The sequence below is a fragment of the Anaerocolumna aminovalerica genome (assembly GCF_900115365.1).
Taxonomy (GTDB): Bacteria; Bacillota; Clostridia; order Lachnospirales; family Lachnospiraceae; genus Anaerocolumna; species Anaerocolumna aminovalerica.
In genome coordinates this window covers 1-17,401 of record NZ_FOWD01000049.1, presented here as the reverse complement: position 1 = coordinate 17,401, position 17,401 = coordinate 1, and the positions used below count along the sequence as shown (strand labels likewise).

Annotated in this window: 15 protein-coding genes; 9 read left to right on the top strand and 6 right to left on the bottom strand. The window is 35.1% G+C overall.

Annotation, left to right across the window (positions count from 1 at the left end; translation table 11 throughout):
• Positions 1 to 14: 14 nt before the first annotated feature.
• A complete protein-coding gene (gene mgtA / locus BM183_RS18385; protein ID WP_242961048.1) occupies positions 15 to 2,666 on the bottom strand; it encodes a magnesium-translocating P-type ATPase in 2,652 nt (883 codons plus the stop codon).
• Between the two features lie 536 nt (positions 2,667 to 3,202).
• On the opposite strand from mgtA, the gene BM183_RS18380 reads away from it, so the two are divergent.
• On the top strand, positions 3,203 to 4,144 hold the full coding sequence (locus BM183_RS18380; protein WP_091688745.1) for a DUF1848 domain-containing protein: 942 nt from the start codon (positions 3,203 to 3,205) through the stop codon (positions 4,142 to 4,144).
• Positions 4,145 to 4,297: 153 nt separating this feature from the next.
• Positions 4,298 to 5,326 (top strand): MerR family transcriptional regulator, encoded by a 1,029-nt coding sequence (locus BM183_RS18375; RefSeq protein WP_091688743.1) that lies wholly within the window; start codon positions 4,298 to 4,300, stop codon positions 5,324 to 5,326.
• A 249-nt stretch (positions 5,327 to 5,575) separates the two neighbouring features.
• On the opposite strand, the gene BM183_RS18370 is transcribed toward BM183_RS18375, so the two are convergent.
• From BM183_RS18370 to BM183_RS18350, 5 genes are all read right to left on the bottom strand, one after another.
• Positions 5,576 to 6,064, bottom strand: a complete 489-nt coding sequence (locus tag BM183_RS18370; protein WP_091688741.1) for a GNAT family N-acetyltransferase — start codon at positions 6,062 to 6,064, stop codon at positions 5,576 to 5,578.
• A 66-nt stretch (positions 6,065 to 6,130) separates the two neighbouring features.
• Positions 6,131 to 6,478 (bottom strand): P-II family nitrogen regulator, encoded by a 348-nt coding sequence (locus BM183_RS18365; RefSeq protein ID WP_091688739.1) that lies wholly within the window; start codon positions 6,476 to 6,478, stop codon positions 6,131 to 6,133.
• Positions 6,479 to 6,492: 14 nt separating this feature from the next.
• Positions 6,493 to 6,807, bottom strand: coding sequence for a hypothetical protein (locus tag BM183_RS18360; RefSeq protein ID WP_091688737.1), 315 nt, complete (start codon positions 6,805 to 6,807; stop codon positions 6,493 to 6,495).
• Between the two features lie 34 nt (positions 6,808 to 6,841).
• The gene (locus tag BM183_RS18355; protein ID WP_091688735.1) at positions 6,842 to 8,509 is read right to left on the bottom strand and encodes a DUF1538 domain-containing protein; all 1,668 of its coding nucleotides are present in this window, start codon (positions 8,507 to 8,509) and stop codon (positions 6,842 to 6,844) included.
• A 617-nt stretch (positions 8,510 to 9,126) separates the two neighbouring features.
• Positions 9,127 to 9,963 carry a GGDEF domain-containing protein gene (locus tag BM183_RS18350; protein WP_091688731.1) on the bottom strand — a complete coding sequence of 279 codons (837 nt, stop codon included), beginning with the start codon at positions 9,961 to 9,963 and terminating at the stop codon, positions 9,127 to 9,129.
• 554 nt (positions 9,964 to 10,517) lie between these two features.
• Between BM183_RS18350 and BM183_RS18345 the strand changes: the two genes are divergently transcribed.
• The 7 genes from BM183_RS18345 to BM183_RS18305 form a co-directional block, all read left to right on the top strand.
• Entirely contained in the window at positions 10,518 to 10,847 is a 330-nt protein-coding gene (locus BM183_RS18345) for a helix-turn-helix domain-containing protein (RefSeq protein WP_091688727.1), read from the top strand.
• 868 nt (positions 10,848 to 11,715) lie between these two features.
• On the top strand, positions 11,716 to 12,336 hold the full coding sequence (locus tag BM183_RS18335) for a hypothetical protein (protein WP_091688722.1): 621 nt from the start codon (positions 11,716 to 11,718) through the stop codon (positions 12,334 to 12,336).
• 152 nt (positions 12,337 to 12,488) lie between these two features.
• Positions 12,489 to 13,427: a hypothetical protein gene (locus BM183_RS20830; RefSeq protein WP_170848078.1), complete on the top strand. Its 939-nt coding sequence runs from the start codon at positions 12,489 to 12,491 to the stop codon at positions 13,425 to 13,427.
• Between the two features lie 89 nt (positions 13,428 to 13,516).
• Positions 13,517 to 14,920, top strand: a complete 1,404-nt coding sequence (locus tag BM183_RS18320; RefSeq protein WP_091688712.1) for an MBOAT family O-acyltransferase — start codon at positions 13,517 to 13,519, stop codon at positions 14,918 to 14,920.
• 106 nt (positions 14,921 to 15,026) lie between these two features.
• A complete protein-coding gene (locus tag BM183_RS18315) occupies positions 15,027 to 16,133 on the top strand; it encodes a DHHW family protein (protein WP_091688708.1) in 1,107 nt (368 codons plus the stop codon).
• Positions 16,134 to 16,175: 42 nt separating this feature from the next.
• Positions 16,176 to 17,054: a radical SAM/SPASM domain-containing protein gene (locus BM183_RS18310; protein ID WP_091688704.1), complete on the top strand. Its 879-nt coding sequence runs from the start codon at positions 16,176 to 16,178 to the stop codon at positions 17,052 to 17,054.
• A 132-nt stretch (positions 17,055 to 17,186) separates the two neighbouring features.
• Positions 17,187 to 17,401, top strand: a 215-nt coding sequence (locus tag BM183_RS18305) for a transposase family protein (protein ID WP_139221508.1), incomplete at its 3' end; no start/stop codon positions are given.

Here is a 17,401-nt window from a genome sequence, read left to right as displayed (position 1 = left end):
AATATATCTGTCATTTATAACCATTCACCATACTGTTTGACATAAATCTTTTTAATCAACTGGGCAAACAGGCAGTATCCGGCCAGAATGAGTACAAGCCATGGTATAAAGGAAGTGGGTAATGGCATCATATCAATACCGACGGCAATACTGCTGAAACCTACGCCTAATGCAATGAAAGCAACGGCAAAGGTGGATACTAGCAGTGGTATAGACGGATTGCTTTGTAAAAATGGTATTTTAGATGTACGAATCATATGAATAACCAACACCTGGGATACCGTTCCGAATACGAACCATCCACATTGAAACAATGGTGATAATTCAACCGTATTTGCACCAATCAGCCACCACATGACTGCAAAGCATAAAATATCAAATACAGAGCTAAGAGGTCCCATATACGCCATAAAAGACTTAATGGATTTTGTTTCCCATCTACGTGGTTTTTTAACATATTCATCATCCACACTGTCAAAGGCCATTCCCATTTGAGCGAAATCACAAAGCAGGTTTTGTGTCAGAATCTGTACCGGAAGCATAGGCAAAAACGGTAGGAAGATGCTGGCAACAATAACTGAAATCATATTTCCGAAATTTCCGCTTGCAGCCATTTTAATGTATTTTACAATGTTCCCAAATGTACGGCGGCCTTCGATGACACCTTCCTCAAGTACCATCAGGTCCTTTTTCAACAAAATAATGTCGGCGGTTTCCTTGGCGATATCCACGGCGCTGTCTACGGAAATACCTACATCCGCCTGACGCAGAGCGGGGGCATCGTTAATGCCATCACCCATATAACCAACTGTATGACCGGCAGTTTGAAAAGCCTTCACTATCCGCTCTTTTTGTGACGGTGACAATTTTGAAAACAAATTGCATGTCTTTACCGCATCCAACAACTGGGCGTCATCCATTTGTTCCACGTCACGTCCCGTCAGCAGATGGGAGGTGTTTACACCTACCTTGCTGCAAACTTTTAAAGCTACACCCTCACTGTCTCCGGTAAGGACAACTGTACGTACCCCGTGTTCCCGGAGAGCCACAATAGCGGATTTTGCGCTTTTCTTAGGTGGATCAAGAAATCCCACAAATCCGATTAAAACCATATCCCTTTCATCGGCAACGCTAAAAGCCCCACTTTCAGGTACCTCATTTTTCTGAGCTACCGCAATTATTCGAAGACCATCAGCATTGTGCTTTTCGTAGACCGCCAAAGCTGCACGCTTGGTTTCTTCATCCATGGGTAAAACCTTTCCGTCCATCTCCACAAAAGATGAGATACCAATCATTTCTTCCACTGCGCCCTTTGTAATAAGCTGCCGCTTCCCAGTTGTATCAGTTAAAACTACGCTCATTCTGCGGCGGGTGAAATCAAAAGGAATTTCATCCACCCGGGTATAATTCCCCAGCATATCTACCAGGCCGTACTGTTCTGCCCGATTGATTATGGCAAGATCAATCAGGTTTTTAAGGCCCGTCTGGAAATAGCTGTTGAGGTAGGCATGGCGAAGTATACGGGCATCATCTATACCATGCAGGTTCATGTATCTTTCTAATACGATTTTATCTTCAGTCAATGTCCCTGTTTTATCGGTACAAAGCACATCCATTTCTCCAAAGGTTTGGATTGCCCCTAGGGAACGGACAATAACTTTGTGCTTTGACATGGAAACAGCACCCTTAGCCAGTGTTGATGTCATAATAACCGGCAGCATTTCCGGTGTAAGTCCCACCGCAATACTAATGGCAAAAAGTAAGGCATTGGGCCATTCGCCCTTTGCAATTCCGTTGATTAGAAATATTACAGGCACCATGACCAGCATCATACGAACCAATAGCCGGCTAACAGAACCAACGCCTCGTTCAAAGCTGGTTTTGGATCTGTCATTGGAAAGGGTTTTCGCCATCGAGCCAAAATACGTATGGTTACCAGTTACCAGCACCACGGCTGTGGCGCTGCCGCTGACAACGTTGGAGCCCATAAATCCAATATTTAGCAAATCTGTCAATCCGTCGGAGGGCTGGTTTCGTATATCACTGAATTTTTCCACTGGATTGGATTCACCTGTTAAAGCTGACTGGGCAATGAATGTGTCCTTTGCAGTTAAAAACCGCACATCTGCCGGGAGCATATCACCTGCCGAAAGGCGTACAATATCACCGGGAACTACTTCGTCTATTAATATTTCTGTCAGCTTTCCATCCCTCCAAGCTTCAGCCTTGTTGGAAATCATATTTGAAAGCTTTTCAGCGGCGGCATTGGAACGCTGGCTTTGCACAAAAGCTACCAGGCTGGACAGCACCACCAGTGATAAAATGATAGTAACAGTAAGGTAATCAGGCCTAGAGGATAAAACTACATCTGTAATATACGTGATAATTGTAATGAGAAGTAAAATAATGTTAAAAGGGTTGATGACCGCTTCTAACAGCCGATGAAGGGTTGTGTTCTTATTTCCTGCGGTTATGACATTTTTTCCAAACTCATCCTGCCTGCTTTCAGCTTCTTCTCTTGTGAGGCCCTTCTGAGTGACGGACAAATGGGATAAGAGTTCCTCTGTGGTCATAAAGGCAAAGTTACGAAGTTTTACTTCAGTGTCATATTTGTTTTTTTGAATTTCACTACTTTGATTTTTTTTGATAAAATTCACTGGAATCATTCCTTTCTTATTTAGGATTCCCCAGTGAAAACATAAAAAAACAACAAAAAAGCTGCCCGAGAGGCAGCACTTTATACACAGGCAATTAGTCCATTAGCAAATAAGCACAATGAACAACAGCCTGCAAAAACGCCGACCAATCGATTTATGTTTTTTATACTGGGGGGCGAGGTCGTTTAACCGACTTCGAGGATTGCCATCCATTGTCTCACATCCTTTTTTATATTGATTATATTTTTATTATAACAGTTCAATGACAAATGGTCAATCGGTGATTGGAGATTATAATATTTAGTATGCCTGAATGTTTCCATTTGCATTCACCAGATAACCAAATGCAGTCAGAAAAATTAATGTTATGTATCATTTATAGCTTCTAAATTTATGTTATTTCAAAAGTAGATATGGAAACAAATAATTATAAATAATTATTAAAATCCTTTTTGAATATTTCTAAATTTGAATGTTGTAATATACATATATCATAGCTATAATATGGAATAGATAATCCAAGGTTCCAGACAGGGGGAATAATCATGATACTGAGTGTTAGTCGAAGGACAGATATCCCAAACTATTATTCTGATTGGTTTTATAATAGAGTAAAAGAAGGCTTTTTATATGTTAGGAATCCAATGAATGCACATCAAATAAGTAAAATAGATATATCCCCTGATGTTGTAGACTGTATAGTTTTTTGGACAAAAAACCCTGAGAATATGATAAGCAGACTGGATGAGTTAAAAGCATATAAATTTTATTTTCAATTTACACTTACCGGATACGGCAAGGATGTTGAGTTTAATTTACCAAATAAAAGACAGCACATGATTTCTGTTTTTCAGGACTTATCCCAAAAGATAGGCCGTGAAAAGGTAATATGGAGATATGATCCAATTTTATTAAATCATAATTATTCTATGGAATATCATATAAAAGCCTTTAAAGAGATAGCAGAAAACTTAAGAGGATATACAGATAAAGTTATTATAAGTTTTATAGATTTATATAGTAAAACCAAACGTAATACAGAAGGCTTAAAAATCAAGCCATTGTCTGAAAAAGAAATGTTAGAATTAGCGGCAAATATGGCAAAAATAGCATCGGATAACCAAATGGAGATTGAGTCCTGTGCTGAAGTAATAAACTTACAGGATTCCGGAATAAAACATGGAAGTTGTATAGATAAAAATTTAATAGAAAAGATTATTGGTTATAAGATACAAGGTAAAAAAGACAAGAATCAAAGAGAAGAATGTGGCTGCCTTGAAAGTGTTGAAGTTGGAACCTACAATACATGCATGAATGGCTGCAAATATTGTTATGCTAACTTTAATGATTCCAGGGTAGCAGACAGTATTAAAATGTATGATGTAAACTCCCCATTACTTTGCGGAGTTGTTAATAAGGATGATGTTATTACTACGAGAAGTGTAAAATCTTTAAAGAACGGGCAATTAAGTTTATTTGATTTTTGAAAGGAAAAAAATAATATTATAATTAGATGATAGTCACTTAGAAGTTGAGATAACAATAAATAATCTTGTTGATAAAAAAGTTATAAAAATGCTTGACCTTCGTCCAAGACGAAGGTTTATTCTTGTTATATCAGGGATAAAGGAGCCAATGAAATGTATACAATAAAAGAAATATCTGAAAAATTAAAAATCAGTGCTAATTCAATAAGGTTTTATGAGAAGAAAAAGTTAATTACACCCTTGCGTGGAGAAAATGGTTATCGTGAATTCACCGGGAAAGATTTAAGTAAGCTACAGACGATAGTCCTTTATAGAAAAATGGGCTTTTCTATAGGAGCTATATTGGAAATAATAAATAGTAACGCAGAAACTACAATTCTTGAACAATTTTCAGCACAGTATAATATTTTGAATGACCATATACATTCAATGGTGTCGATTCGTGAAACAATGGGGAAATGCATCGAAAAAATGCTGAACAACCCGGAAATAGATGAAACTATGATTGAAAGTATGGAGATGACAGCCAATGTCATAGCTGGGTCAAATAATTGGAAGGATTCCTGGAACTTTGACGGCTGGGCCGAGAACTATGATGAAGATATTCGTATAAAAGGTAGTGGACTAGACTTTTATACCAATTATGATGAAGTTATAGAAAGAACTTCTGAAAAAATATTTCCAGGAAGAATTGTTGAAATCGGAATCGGAACTGGAAATCTGGCCAGAAGAATAATAGAGAAAAATTGTGATGAAATTGATTACATAGGTGTTGATCAGTCAATAAATATGTTAAAGCAGGCTAAAAAGAAGTGCCCTGAAGCTAAACTTAGAATAGGTACCTTTCTAAAATTACCTCTTAGTGATAACATAGCGGATACAATTGTAACTTCTTATGCTTTTCATCATTGTAAGGAGAATGAAAAAGTACTTGCTATAGCAGAAATGAATAGAGTCTTAAAGAAAAATGGCCGTATTGTAATAACTGATTTGATGTTTAAAGATGATAACAGCAGATTAGAATTTGAAACAAATTGTACAGAATGGGAAAGAGAAGATCTGGAAGATGAATACTTTGCAAATGTGGATAAAGTGGAAGAGATATTTAATTCTTATGGATTTAAGTGTAAGAGTGAGCAGGTAGATAAATTGATTTGGTTAATAACTGCAGACAGGTTATAACGTAATGAAAATTTGTAATATTCATCGAAAATAAATATATTAATTGTTGCCACTTGAGATTTACATCTAACAAGCAGCTATTGGTATGAACATAAGCCACCGGCTATGCCGGAGTGACCCCAGCTAGTTTTAGTTTCAAGAAAACCTCCTATGCAATAATAATTGTGTTTAGCCAAACACAAGAAAAACATGGGAGGTATCCAAGAATTGTAATTACGTTGTAAAGATATATTTTTTCAGTATATTCCTTTAGATTAACGGAATATACATAATGTGCATGTCCGAATATACACCATTTTTTAATCGAAAGCCTTGTGGAATTGTACCTATAATTTTAAATCCAACTTTTTGATAGGTATGAATAGCCGCAATATTTCCAGTAACAACTGCATTAAATTGCATCCCTCTAAAGCCCAATTCCTTTGCCTGCTCAAGAGATTTTTTTACCAAAGGTTCCGCCAACTTTCTGCCACGATACTCTTTGGAAATTGCGTAACTGGCATTGGCTACATGACTGCAACGGCCAATGTTATTGGGATGCAAAATAAAATAACCAGCAACTTCATTATTAACCAAAATACAGGTGACTGCAGACTGTTCCTCCAGCATTTTTTCAAATGTCTGCTCCTCATAAAGGACTTCCCCCGGAAAAGCAACACCACCTATCAAAATATCATTCCAAATATCTTTCAAAAAAGGAATGTCCTCTTTTTTATAAGTTCGAAAAGTAATATTCATTTTTGTTCTCCTTTGTATTATCTCGTTTAAGTTTCCACCCCTTTTTCCCATTGGGGGTATCAAACTCTACTTATTTATGTCCTGTAATTGAGAAAGGTTTTGACTAAGACCAACAGTTTTTGTTACAGGAAGTGCGAAACATATACCATGGGCAGGAGATTTGAAGCCATAGTTTTGTTTTATGGTATCCATAATTTTTTCAGCGGTGTCACTGTCAGTGAGAGTTAATATCATTTCCTTATCAGCATCTATACTAATTCCCATGATTTCTTTATGGCACGAACTAATACCACGAGCATTTATTATAGTGGCGCCGGCAGCTCCTTTTGTACGAACAAGTTCAACTATCTCTTCAGCAAATCCTGCATTAACAACGATATACAGTGCTTTCATATTATCACTATTATTATTCATATTTCCTCCTCAGATTATAATGACAGCTTATCAACGGGAACCACAAAGGCCACACCAGTATTTGGCTTGTCAAAATTGAATTTTGTTACTAATTGCTCCAACACTTTGGCAGAAAGATTATCAGCAATTAAACATGTAATCAAAACTTTCTTCTCCTCTGGTACAAGTCCCAGCATATCTTTAAAATATCCGGTTTGGATAGAACCTTTGGCATATACTACGTCTATAAGATGACATTCAGAGTTTAATAACAATTTTAAGATTTCATCTTTATACTTCCTACCTGCTATTAAGGTTAAAAAGTCGATACCATACTCAAACTCAATCAAGGTATATTTCCTCCTACATAATTTTACGTTCCGATTAGGTGTCCACGTTGGCTTCAATTTGCTTATCATCTATGTTTTCCACGGGATTTTCCTCGTCCTGGTGATTGCTTACTTTACCTAAATGATCAGCAAGCAAAGCCAGCTCTTCTAAATCTTCAATCTCAGCATCTTCCAGCAATCTTTGTGTTTTACGAAGTTCTATATCATACACTATACCTAAAAATTGAACAGCAATCAATGGGGCTACAGAAATAAATGCAATGATACCAAAACCATTGACTAATATTGATTGACCGCCGGATTTGGATGTGGCTGCTACAGCTTGTGCCACCCCAAGAGTGAGAGGAGTCAAGAAAGCAGATGTTAAAGCTCCTCCGGATACACCGCCGGAGTCAAATGCAAGCCCCACAAACAGCTTTGGTGTAAATATCATCAAAATAAGTGATATAGCATAAAGAGGTATTAAAAACCATAGGATATGAATCTCCGTTAGAATCTTTACCATAGAGAGTAAAGAGGCGAACCCAATGCCGATGGCAAGTGTCATACGAATAGTCATTTTTTTGATGTGGCCGTTAGTAAGTTCTTCAAGTTGTTCTCCCAGTACTGTAACAGCTGGTTCTGACAAAGTTATAGCGGCACCCAGAATAAATCCAATAATCAACAGCAGCCATTTGAACCACTCAGGACGTGAAGTATCTAAAAATACTTCTCCAATGTATTTACCCGCAAATGCAAAGCCATAATCAATACCTGAAAGAAATATCAATAAGCCAATAAATACCACTATAGTTCCCAATAGAATTTCTATAAATTCTTTTTTAGACTGTTTAATTAAGAAAAACTGAAATGGCAGAAATACGACAATAACCGGTAAAAGACCTAAGGCTACACCTGATAGGTTTCCGATTATAATTTCGCCTACGTTGGCCGCAGCACCTGGGGCGTATATCTGTTCAGCAGGAAGTACGCCGTTATACTGCCCATTAAGTACTAATCCATAGATAGCCAATGCAAGTATAGGGCCTACAGAGGCCAAGCCAATGATACCGAAAGTATCATCATTACTTTTATGCTTTGACATTGTTACAGAAACACCCATACCAAGAGCCAAAATAAAGGGAACAGAAATGTCTCCGGTAGTTGCGCCGCTGCCATCAAAAGCTAAAGCAATAAATTGATCAGGAACAAAGATAATCACTAAGAATGTTAGGATATACAATAAAGCAAAGACTACTTTAATGTTCAGGTCTTTTAGAATCCTAAAAAGAGAAAAACCTACCATTATACCAATGCCTATAGCGAGAATCCAGATAAAAACAGTTGTGTTGATGATTGGCATAATCATATTTGTCTGTTTTGCTAAAACAGTTAAGGCAGGTTCGGCAACTGTGGCAAGCAGACCAAAAACAAAGCCAAAAAAGATTATAAAAATTGCTTTTTTTAGTTTTATTAAGGAACCTCCTATTAGTTTTCCTATAGGAAGGATACTAATATTTAATCCGTCCAAAAACAGTGTTTGTCCCAAAACTACACTGACATAACCAACGATTAATTTAACATAATCAGACATGTTGTCTAAGGGAGCTATAAAACCGCAAACAATAATTATAATTGCAGCCAAAGGTAGCGAAGATAAAAAAACTTCTTTTAACGTGGTGTAAAAAATGATTAGTTTACTTTTTAGGCCAATATTATTCATCACGATCTCCTGTCTCAAATTGATAAACATACCTATAAAATTATCAAAAAAATAGTTTTTTTCAATAATTTTAATCATATTACTGTCTGAAAAAGGTATATTAAAATATCCCATGCTTTATGAAAATAGCAAACGATAATCATTACACTTCTCATTGATTAAGATGAATGTTTACTGTGATTTATATGCATATTGTATGCACATAAATAATTTTTATAATATTTGGCCGGTTAAACAATTAATTTATAAATACAATCTAAAATTCAACAGTGTACAAATTGATATTGGTTTTGAAAATGATTTACTGAAAAAGGATAAAACTTTAATCAGTTGAGTGGATGGGAAATGAGGATGAGCTAAGTCCGGAGTATAGAAAGGGAACTGCTTTCTTAAAGAAAATCTATAAATAAAATCCTTTTAGAAAACAGTCGGATTAAAAGAATATTATGATAAATGCTGCAATAACTATTGGAAAAAATACAGTTGTTTAGTGGACATCCCAGGCCTCTAATGTGAAATAGAAAATGATATAAAATTGCTAAAGATATTAATATCCTCTCGATCTACGTTGAGAGGATATTTTATTGATACCTATCCAGCTTCCCATGTTTATTCATTTACACAACAACTCTATTTCTTCCTTTGTTTTTTGCCTGGTATAATTTACAATCAACCAATTCTATTACTTTATCAACCGTGTTTACACCATTTCTTTTGTATATAGTCTGTACACCAAAACTGCAAGTCATTTTTAAAAGATTAGAATCTATGATGAATTGTTTGACTTCTACTGCCTTACGTATTCGGTTTGCGATTCTGGCAGCAGTGGTTTTATTAATAGAAGGAAGGCAGATAAGAAATTCGTCTCCGCCATATCGGGCCGCCCATCCATCTTTTTTTTGTACTTGCTGATGTAAAACATCTGCAACTTCTTTTAACATATAATCTCCCACAATATGCCCATATTTGTCGTTAATTTCCTTAAAATAATCTATATCTGCATAAATGACAGATACGGGATTATCATTCTGGAAAGCCCATGCTAAATCAATTGGAAGCTGCTCATAAATATACCTGCGATTGTAAAGGTTTGTAAGGGAATCCGTAATGGCTAATTTACGCATGTGGTGAATTATATTTTTTTGTTTTATAGATGTGGACTGGTTTACCTCATTATCATTTACTGCCCGTTGGATTAATTCCAGATAACAAGAACGGCCGCCAATAGATACCGGTATAGTGGTCGTGAGTATTATTGAATGATCATTCTTGCTGATTGTAAGTGCTGCATTGTATTGACCTGTAAAAGAAACAGGATTTTTATGTGTCATGTCTGAGTTATCGCTGTCATATAATATTTCTGCACTACCTGTATCCTTAATCCGGATGACAGAATAAAATCTTTGAAGCATCTGCATAGATGCTATGGCTTGACTCATGCTTTCAAAAATCATGTTAGCTGCTCCTTTTCTCTAGGAGAAGATATCACATTGAAACCGTTTTTATTGTTAATAAAATGTTTAAGGTTTCTTTGAAATTCTCCATGTATTTTTACCACAGTACTATCTTTCTCAATAAACATTCAAAATTCACAAACAAGATGGGGCTTTTATTGGCTGTTTCCTGTTTCGCTTCTATTTATTTCTTTACTTCCCTGGAAACACAGAAATTTCTGCGGTTTTTCTAAAATATATGTTCCTTTCTTCAAAAAACCAAATAGGAAATTTTTCCTACTTTAAATTATTACATGAAGCGGGAGGAATAAAAAGGTTCATAGGGTGCCATAAAGAAAAGTTATAGCATACGTCTATGAAAACCCTTAATTTTCGCATGTTCCCGGTTATTTGGTGGATTTCCGAAGATTGGGTTTTTTCTATCAAAATATTGCCATGTATAAAGTGCTTACTTTATTGGTATTCTATAAGAATATATTTTAATATTCTTTCAGATAATTTTCAAGTCTGAATGTATTCTTTAAGATTACTCTAAAGGAGGCTTATAGTATATCATGTTAAATAGAAAAGAGTTTGGTACTACCATAAAGAATGCTCGCATGGAAAACAGGCTAACACAGGAAAAACTGGCAGAATTGCTTAACATTACGCCGGTACATGTCAAGCAGATTGAGGCAGGAACTAGAATGCCGTCCGTTGAGGTGCTTTACAATATTGCTGTTACGTTAAATTTTTCGGTTGATAATGCTTTCTTTCCGGAAAAATCCGGTGATAAGGAGATGCTATGTAAAATCGAACGTATTCTGCGTATCTGCACACCTCACGATTTGCGTGTGGTTTATGCCACCGCCAGCGCTTTAAAGGACAAGGATTTTGAAAAATGACATGACTAGACTAGACATCATCCGTAAAATTTAGGTATATTAACAGAAATAGTATACCCAATGTATCTTATATTATGGATTTTTATCCAATCGCACTGATGGAAGATAAGTGTTTCAATAGCCGTACCTTTTTTTCTTTTCTTAAAACGGCTGTTAAAGTAGTATATAACCTGACAATGACTAAGACTCCAAGTAAAACTAAAAATATTATCGTTTTTTCTTCGGGCAATGATTGAAAAATTCATAATCCACCACAGTACCTATCCTAAATGAGGTAACTGAAAAGTCCCACATAACCCTCTATATTTTGATATAATAATCTTATCGGATATGGAGGGTTATTTTATGATTAGATATGGAAAAATATGTAGTATATAAATCTTAATAGGTTTTTATGGATTATAGATAGGAGTTAATAAAACTCTGTTTTAAATGTGCAAATGAAATCTCATCTATAAAGGTTTTTCATCACAGGAGAGGACCAAGTTTCTAATTCGATATTATGGAGATAAAAAAGAATTAAATTGTACAGTCCATGAAATTGATAGTATGATATTCTTTAAGAAAGAAGAAGTAATAGACAAACTTACAAATATTGAGACAATAAACTGTTGGATTAAATATATACAAGGTTTGTTACCTGATTACATAAATAATATAAGTAAAAACAAAGCATTTCAGAAACGGAAATCATTACCTGCAGCACTTTTTATTAAAAAATGGAACCAAAATCAAATGTACCTCGTCTAAAAAATGTAACGATCCGATTATACTTCACATACTTAGAGGATTTTTATAGGAAGGAGGTCACTTCCCATACCAGATTAGTATAAGAGGACAAAGACATATTTTATTTGGAGGACAGAAAATGAAAAGAAAAATTGTTTATATTTTAATGATAGTTTTAACCATGAGTGTTTTTACCGCCTGTAAGAATACAGGAAAAGAGGATGATAATAAAGGTTCAAACAATAATACAGAAGCTGAAAATAAAGAAAATGAAGATGATAAAAATGGTGAAACGAAAGATTCAGATAATGGAAATTCACAAGATACAGTAGATAGTGAACTTACATCAATTATTAAAAAGATATATGAAATTAAGGACCCGGAACTTGCAGTGGCTGAAACTCCGGTGGATTTAAGTGATAGTGATTCGGTGAAATACTATACCGGACTTTCTGACAGTTCTAAATTAAAGGAAGCAGTTGCTTCTGAAACTATGATAGGTTCACAGGCATATTCCTTGGTACTTGTTGGGTTAAATGATGCAAATGATGGGGAATCTGTTGCCAAAGAAATGTTAAAGGGAATTGACCCCAGAAAGTGGATATGTGTTGAGGCAGATGATTTACAGGTTGTAGGTCATGATGATGTGATAATGCTGTCTATGGTTTCTTCATCTTTTAAAGACAGTGTAACATCCCAGCAACTTGTTGATGCATTCAAAGAAGTATGCGGCGGCAAGTTAGATATTGAGTTAAAATAAAGAAATACCTGGAGGATACAAATGAAAAAAAGCATAGTATACATTTGATTGATCGTTCTAATCATGAGTGTTACTACCGGTTGTAAAAAGACAGAAAAAAAGAAAATGAAATTAGTAAAGAGGAGAATGGAGTTTCGTCAGAAAATACTTTAATGGAGAATAATTCCCAAGACGTGCCTCGGGACAATGATGACAGTTCAAAGGATGTCAGGGAAACTAAAGAGAAAGAAGACGAAAATTCAGAAACTGAGAATATAGAAGAAGAAAGTAACGAGAGCGTAGAAGCAGAAACTGAAAATGCAGCAACTAAAGATAAAGAAACCGAAAATAAAGGGATTGAAAATAAAGAGACCGGAAATAAAGTAAAGGAGAATACAGATAGTAAAAGTAAGGAAAGCGATAGTAAAGTAACAGGAAATAAAGAAACAGGAAGTAAAGGAAGCGGAAATAAAGAAACAGCAAATAAAGAAACCGGAAATAAAGGAAGCGGAAATAAAGAAAGTGGAAATAAAGAAAGCGGAAATAAAGAAACAGCAAATAAAGAAACAGCAAATAAAGAAACTGGAGATAAAGGAAGCGGAAATAAAGAAAGCGGAAATAAGGAAACTGGAAACAAAGGAACCGAAAATTCAAAAGATAATGATAAGCAGGAAGCAAAAGATAAAGATCTTCTGGCCATAATAAAAAAAATATATGAAATTAAGGAACCGGGACTTATGCTGGATAATAAATCAGTTGATTTAAGTAATGAGGATTCAGTAAAGTATTATACAGGGCTTTCTGATAGTTCTAAGGTAAAGAAAATTGCAGCATCGGAAGCAATGATATTATCCCATGCATATTCCCTGGTACTAGTGCAGTTAAATGATGCCAGTGATGCAGAAAAGGTTGCTAAGGAAATGTTGAATGGCATTGACACCAGAAAGTGGATATGTGTTGGAGCAGATGATCTTCAAGTTGTTAGTCGTGATGATGTAATTATGCTTTTTATGGTTTCTTCAACTTTAGAAGAAAATGTGACATCCCAACAGATTGTGGATGCATTCAAAGAAGTCAGCGGTGGTAAGCTGGATATTGAGTTAAAAAAGTAAATTAATCATTGTATTCATTAACCATATCCTGTTTTCAAATCGGTTATCTACGGTTAAAGAATTCAGGATGTGGATATTTAGGAGAAAGCATGCTATTTTCAAGTATAACATTCTTATATTATTTTCTGCCTTTGGTTCTTATCTTATATTTTTCCGTACCAAAGAAACTTAAAAATTGGGTACTTCTTTTTTCTTCTCTTATATTTTATGGATGGGGAGAACCTAAATACATCTTGCTGATGGCTTTATCCATAGTGGTTCATTATATTCTGGGTATTTTGATCGAAAGACATTCTGAAACAAAAAAAGCAAAATTCTGGTTAATATTCTCAGTTTGTTTCTCATTAGGATTGCTAGGTTATTTTAAATATGCCAATTTTTTTATCCGTAATATCAATGAGGTTACCGGCCTGTCAATATCATTACTTTCTATTGCTTTGCCTGTAGGCATTAGTTTCTATACTTTTCAAATATTAAGTTATACCATTGATGTTTACCGCAAAGAGACAAAAGCCCAAAAGAATATAGTTCACTTAGCCACTTATGTTGTTTTATTTCCACAGCTTATCGCAGGGCCCATTGTACGTTATGTTGATATAGCAGCGGCTCTTGAAAGTCGTAGTCATAGTCTTGAGAAATGGCGCTATGGTTTACGCCGTTTTATATTCGGCCTTGGGAAAAAGGTTCTTTTAGCGAATTCCCTTGGTGAAGTTTGTGAGATTTTTAAGAAAACAGAACAAAGTGCAGTGTTATTTTATTGGATTTATGCCATTGCTTTTTCACTTCAAATATATTTTGACTTTTCAGGATATAGTGACATGGCAATCGGTTTGGGAAAAATATTTGGATTTGAATTTTTGGAGAACTTTAATTATCCTTATATATCAAGGAGTATAAGTGAGTTTTGGCGCAGATGGCATATGTCACTGGGTACATGGTTTCGAGATTACCTCTACATTCCATTGGGAGGAAACCGTGTAAAGAAAAGCCGATGGATTTTAAATATTGTAGTGGTTTGGATGCTTACCGGCTTATGGCACGGTGCAGCCTGGAATTTTGTAATTTGGGGTATGCTGTTTGCCCTGTTATTAATGATTGAAAAATTATGGATTGGTAAAGCGATGGGAAAATTACCTAAATTCATATCTCATATATATGTCTTGTTTTTTGTAATAATAAGTTTTGTTATTTTTGATGCTGCTACTATGGCTGAGGCTGTGGAACGTATCGGTTCCATGCTGGGAATTGGAAGAATAAAAGTAACGGATATACAATCCTTATATTATTTGCGAAGTTATGGTGTAATTCTGATACTTTCCATAATTGGCTGTACACCTTTGCCGAAGTTATGTATAGAACGAATTCGCAGGATAAAATGGGCTGACAGGATAATGGTGATACTGGAGCCGATAATTTGCATAGTAATGCTTTTAACAATTACTGCGTATTTGGTAGATGCTTCTTTTAATCCATTTTTATATTTTCGTTTTTAAGGAAAATCTTAGGCTGAAAAAAAGTTTTTTCGGCCGGCAATTTGTGCCGGAGCATAAAGTTACTGTCGTTATTAAATGGTGCTAAAGCGCCAGAATCGAGGTTGTTATGGGAGAAAAAATAAAAAATACCGTTATAGTTCTTTCCATAGGACTTATTTGGTGCATCCTTGCACTTTTTTGCTGGATAAAACCATCGGATGAAATATCAATTAGTGAAAGAAGAAAACTGGAACAATTACCGGAATTCAAATTACAAACCTTGTTATCCGGAAAGTTTATGACTGGCTTTGAGGAATATGCACAGGATCAGTTCCCACATCGTTTTATGTTACGAAAATTAAAAGCATATACAAGGTTCTATGCCTTTGCTCAGAAAGATAATAACAATATTTATATTGAAGGGGATTATGCAGCAAAGTTAGAGTATCCGTTAAATGAAAAGTCTATTTTATCTGCTGCTGATAAGTTCCGGTACCTTTATGAAAAATATATGAAGGATCAGAAGGGTAATATCTATCTTTCCATAGTTCCGGATAAGGGATATTATTTAGCCAGTCAAAATGGATATCCTTCTATGGATTATGAACAGCTTTTTAATATATTGAAGAATCATATGGAATTCGCAGAGTATATAGATATTTCAGATGTTCTTGAATTGGAGGACTACTACTATACAGACATTCACTGGAGACAGGAAAAGCTCATGAAAGTAGCAGAGAAAATAGCTTCAGCACTGGGTATTTCAGAAGAACTATCCGGAAATTACGAAGCAATAGAGGCAGATGTTCCCTTCTATGGTGTATATTATGGCCAATCAGCCCTGCCTTTAGAACATGAAAAACTATACTATCTCATCAATGATATAATTAATGATTGTAGAGTTTATAATGTTGAAACAGATAAAACCTCACCGGTATATGATACTATGAAACTGCATGATAAGGACCCTTATGATGTATTTCTGTCAGGGGCTTCCCCTTTGCTTATTGTTGATAATCCAAATGCAGCAAAAGAGAAAGAACTTATTGTATTCCGTGATTCTTTTGGCAGCAGTCTCATACCTTTATTACTGGAAGGTTACTCTAAAGTTACACTGGTGGATATTCGGTATATTACAAGTGATTATTTAGGGGAATTTGTTACCTTTGATAATCAGGATGTATTATTTTTGTATAGTACTCCTGTACTTAATTCATCTGCTGTGTTAAAATGATTTTGGCTTTATTACATCATGAAAACTTGGGAGTATAGATAAATGAAACAATTTAAGAGAGTATATATTGAGATCACGAATATTTGTAATCTCAATTGCAGTTTTTGCCCTCAAACACAACGAAAAGCTGAATTTATGACAATAGATACCTTCTGCCATATATTGGACCAAGTAAAACCATATACGGATTATTTGTATTTTCATGTAAAAGGAGAGCCTTTTCTTCATCCTCAAATAGATGAATTCTTAGATATAAGTTATGAAAAAGGTTTTCAGGTAAATATAACTACAAACGGCACATTGATTACAAAGGTAAAGGACAAGCTTACAAAAAAACCTGCATTAAGACAGATTAATTTTTCTCTCCATAGCTTTGACGGGAATGATGGCTTACAAAATAAGGGAGAATATATATATAATATTTTATCTTTTGTAAAAGAAACCAGAGAAGAATCCAATGTACTAATTTCTTTAAGGCTATGGAATCTGGAAGAGAATAACCAGGTTAATCTGAACAAGAAAAAGAACAATGCCTTATTAGAAGTAATTGAGAAAGAGTTTAATCTGCCTTACAACATACAAGAAATCGTCACTCCGGGGAGAGGAATAAAAATAGCAGATGGTGTTTATCTAAATCAGGATCATGAATTTCAATGGCCTGCTTTAAAAGAGAAAGAAGACGATGGCATTGGATTTTGTTATGGACTTCGTAACCAGATAGCAATATTGGTAGATGGAACGGTAATTCCCTGCTGTCTGGATGGGGAAGGGATTATTAATCTGGGAAATGCAAAAAGTACTCCTTTTTCAGAATTACTTGAAAGTGAACGAGTTAAAAATATTGTAGAGGGTTTTTCAAGAATGGAAGCAGTAGAGGAACTTTGCAGGAAATGCGGATATAGAAAACGATTTGGCAAATAAGGAACATAATAAAGGTTCTATAATAAGTGTTGGGGTGTACGAAAAAACTCGTATACTCTAACATTTTATTTTATAATAAAAGAAAAACCTCCAAGCGTCAGTCTCACAAACATCACTCGGAGGTGCAAATACATGCAACCTAATTATATCAGATTATTATTAAATTTAGAAGATATTAAAATATTTAAAATTACACATTCAGATACTTGTGTAAATATTTTTATTGAGACAACTCCAAAACCGCATATATGCCCATGCTGTGGTAACTCAACGAAGCGAATTCATGACTATCGTATGCAGAAGATAAAAGATCTTCCTTTTCAGTTAAAGAATACGTATCTTGTCCT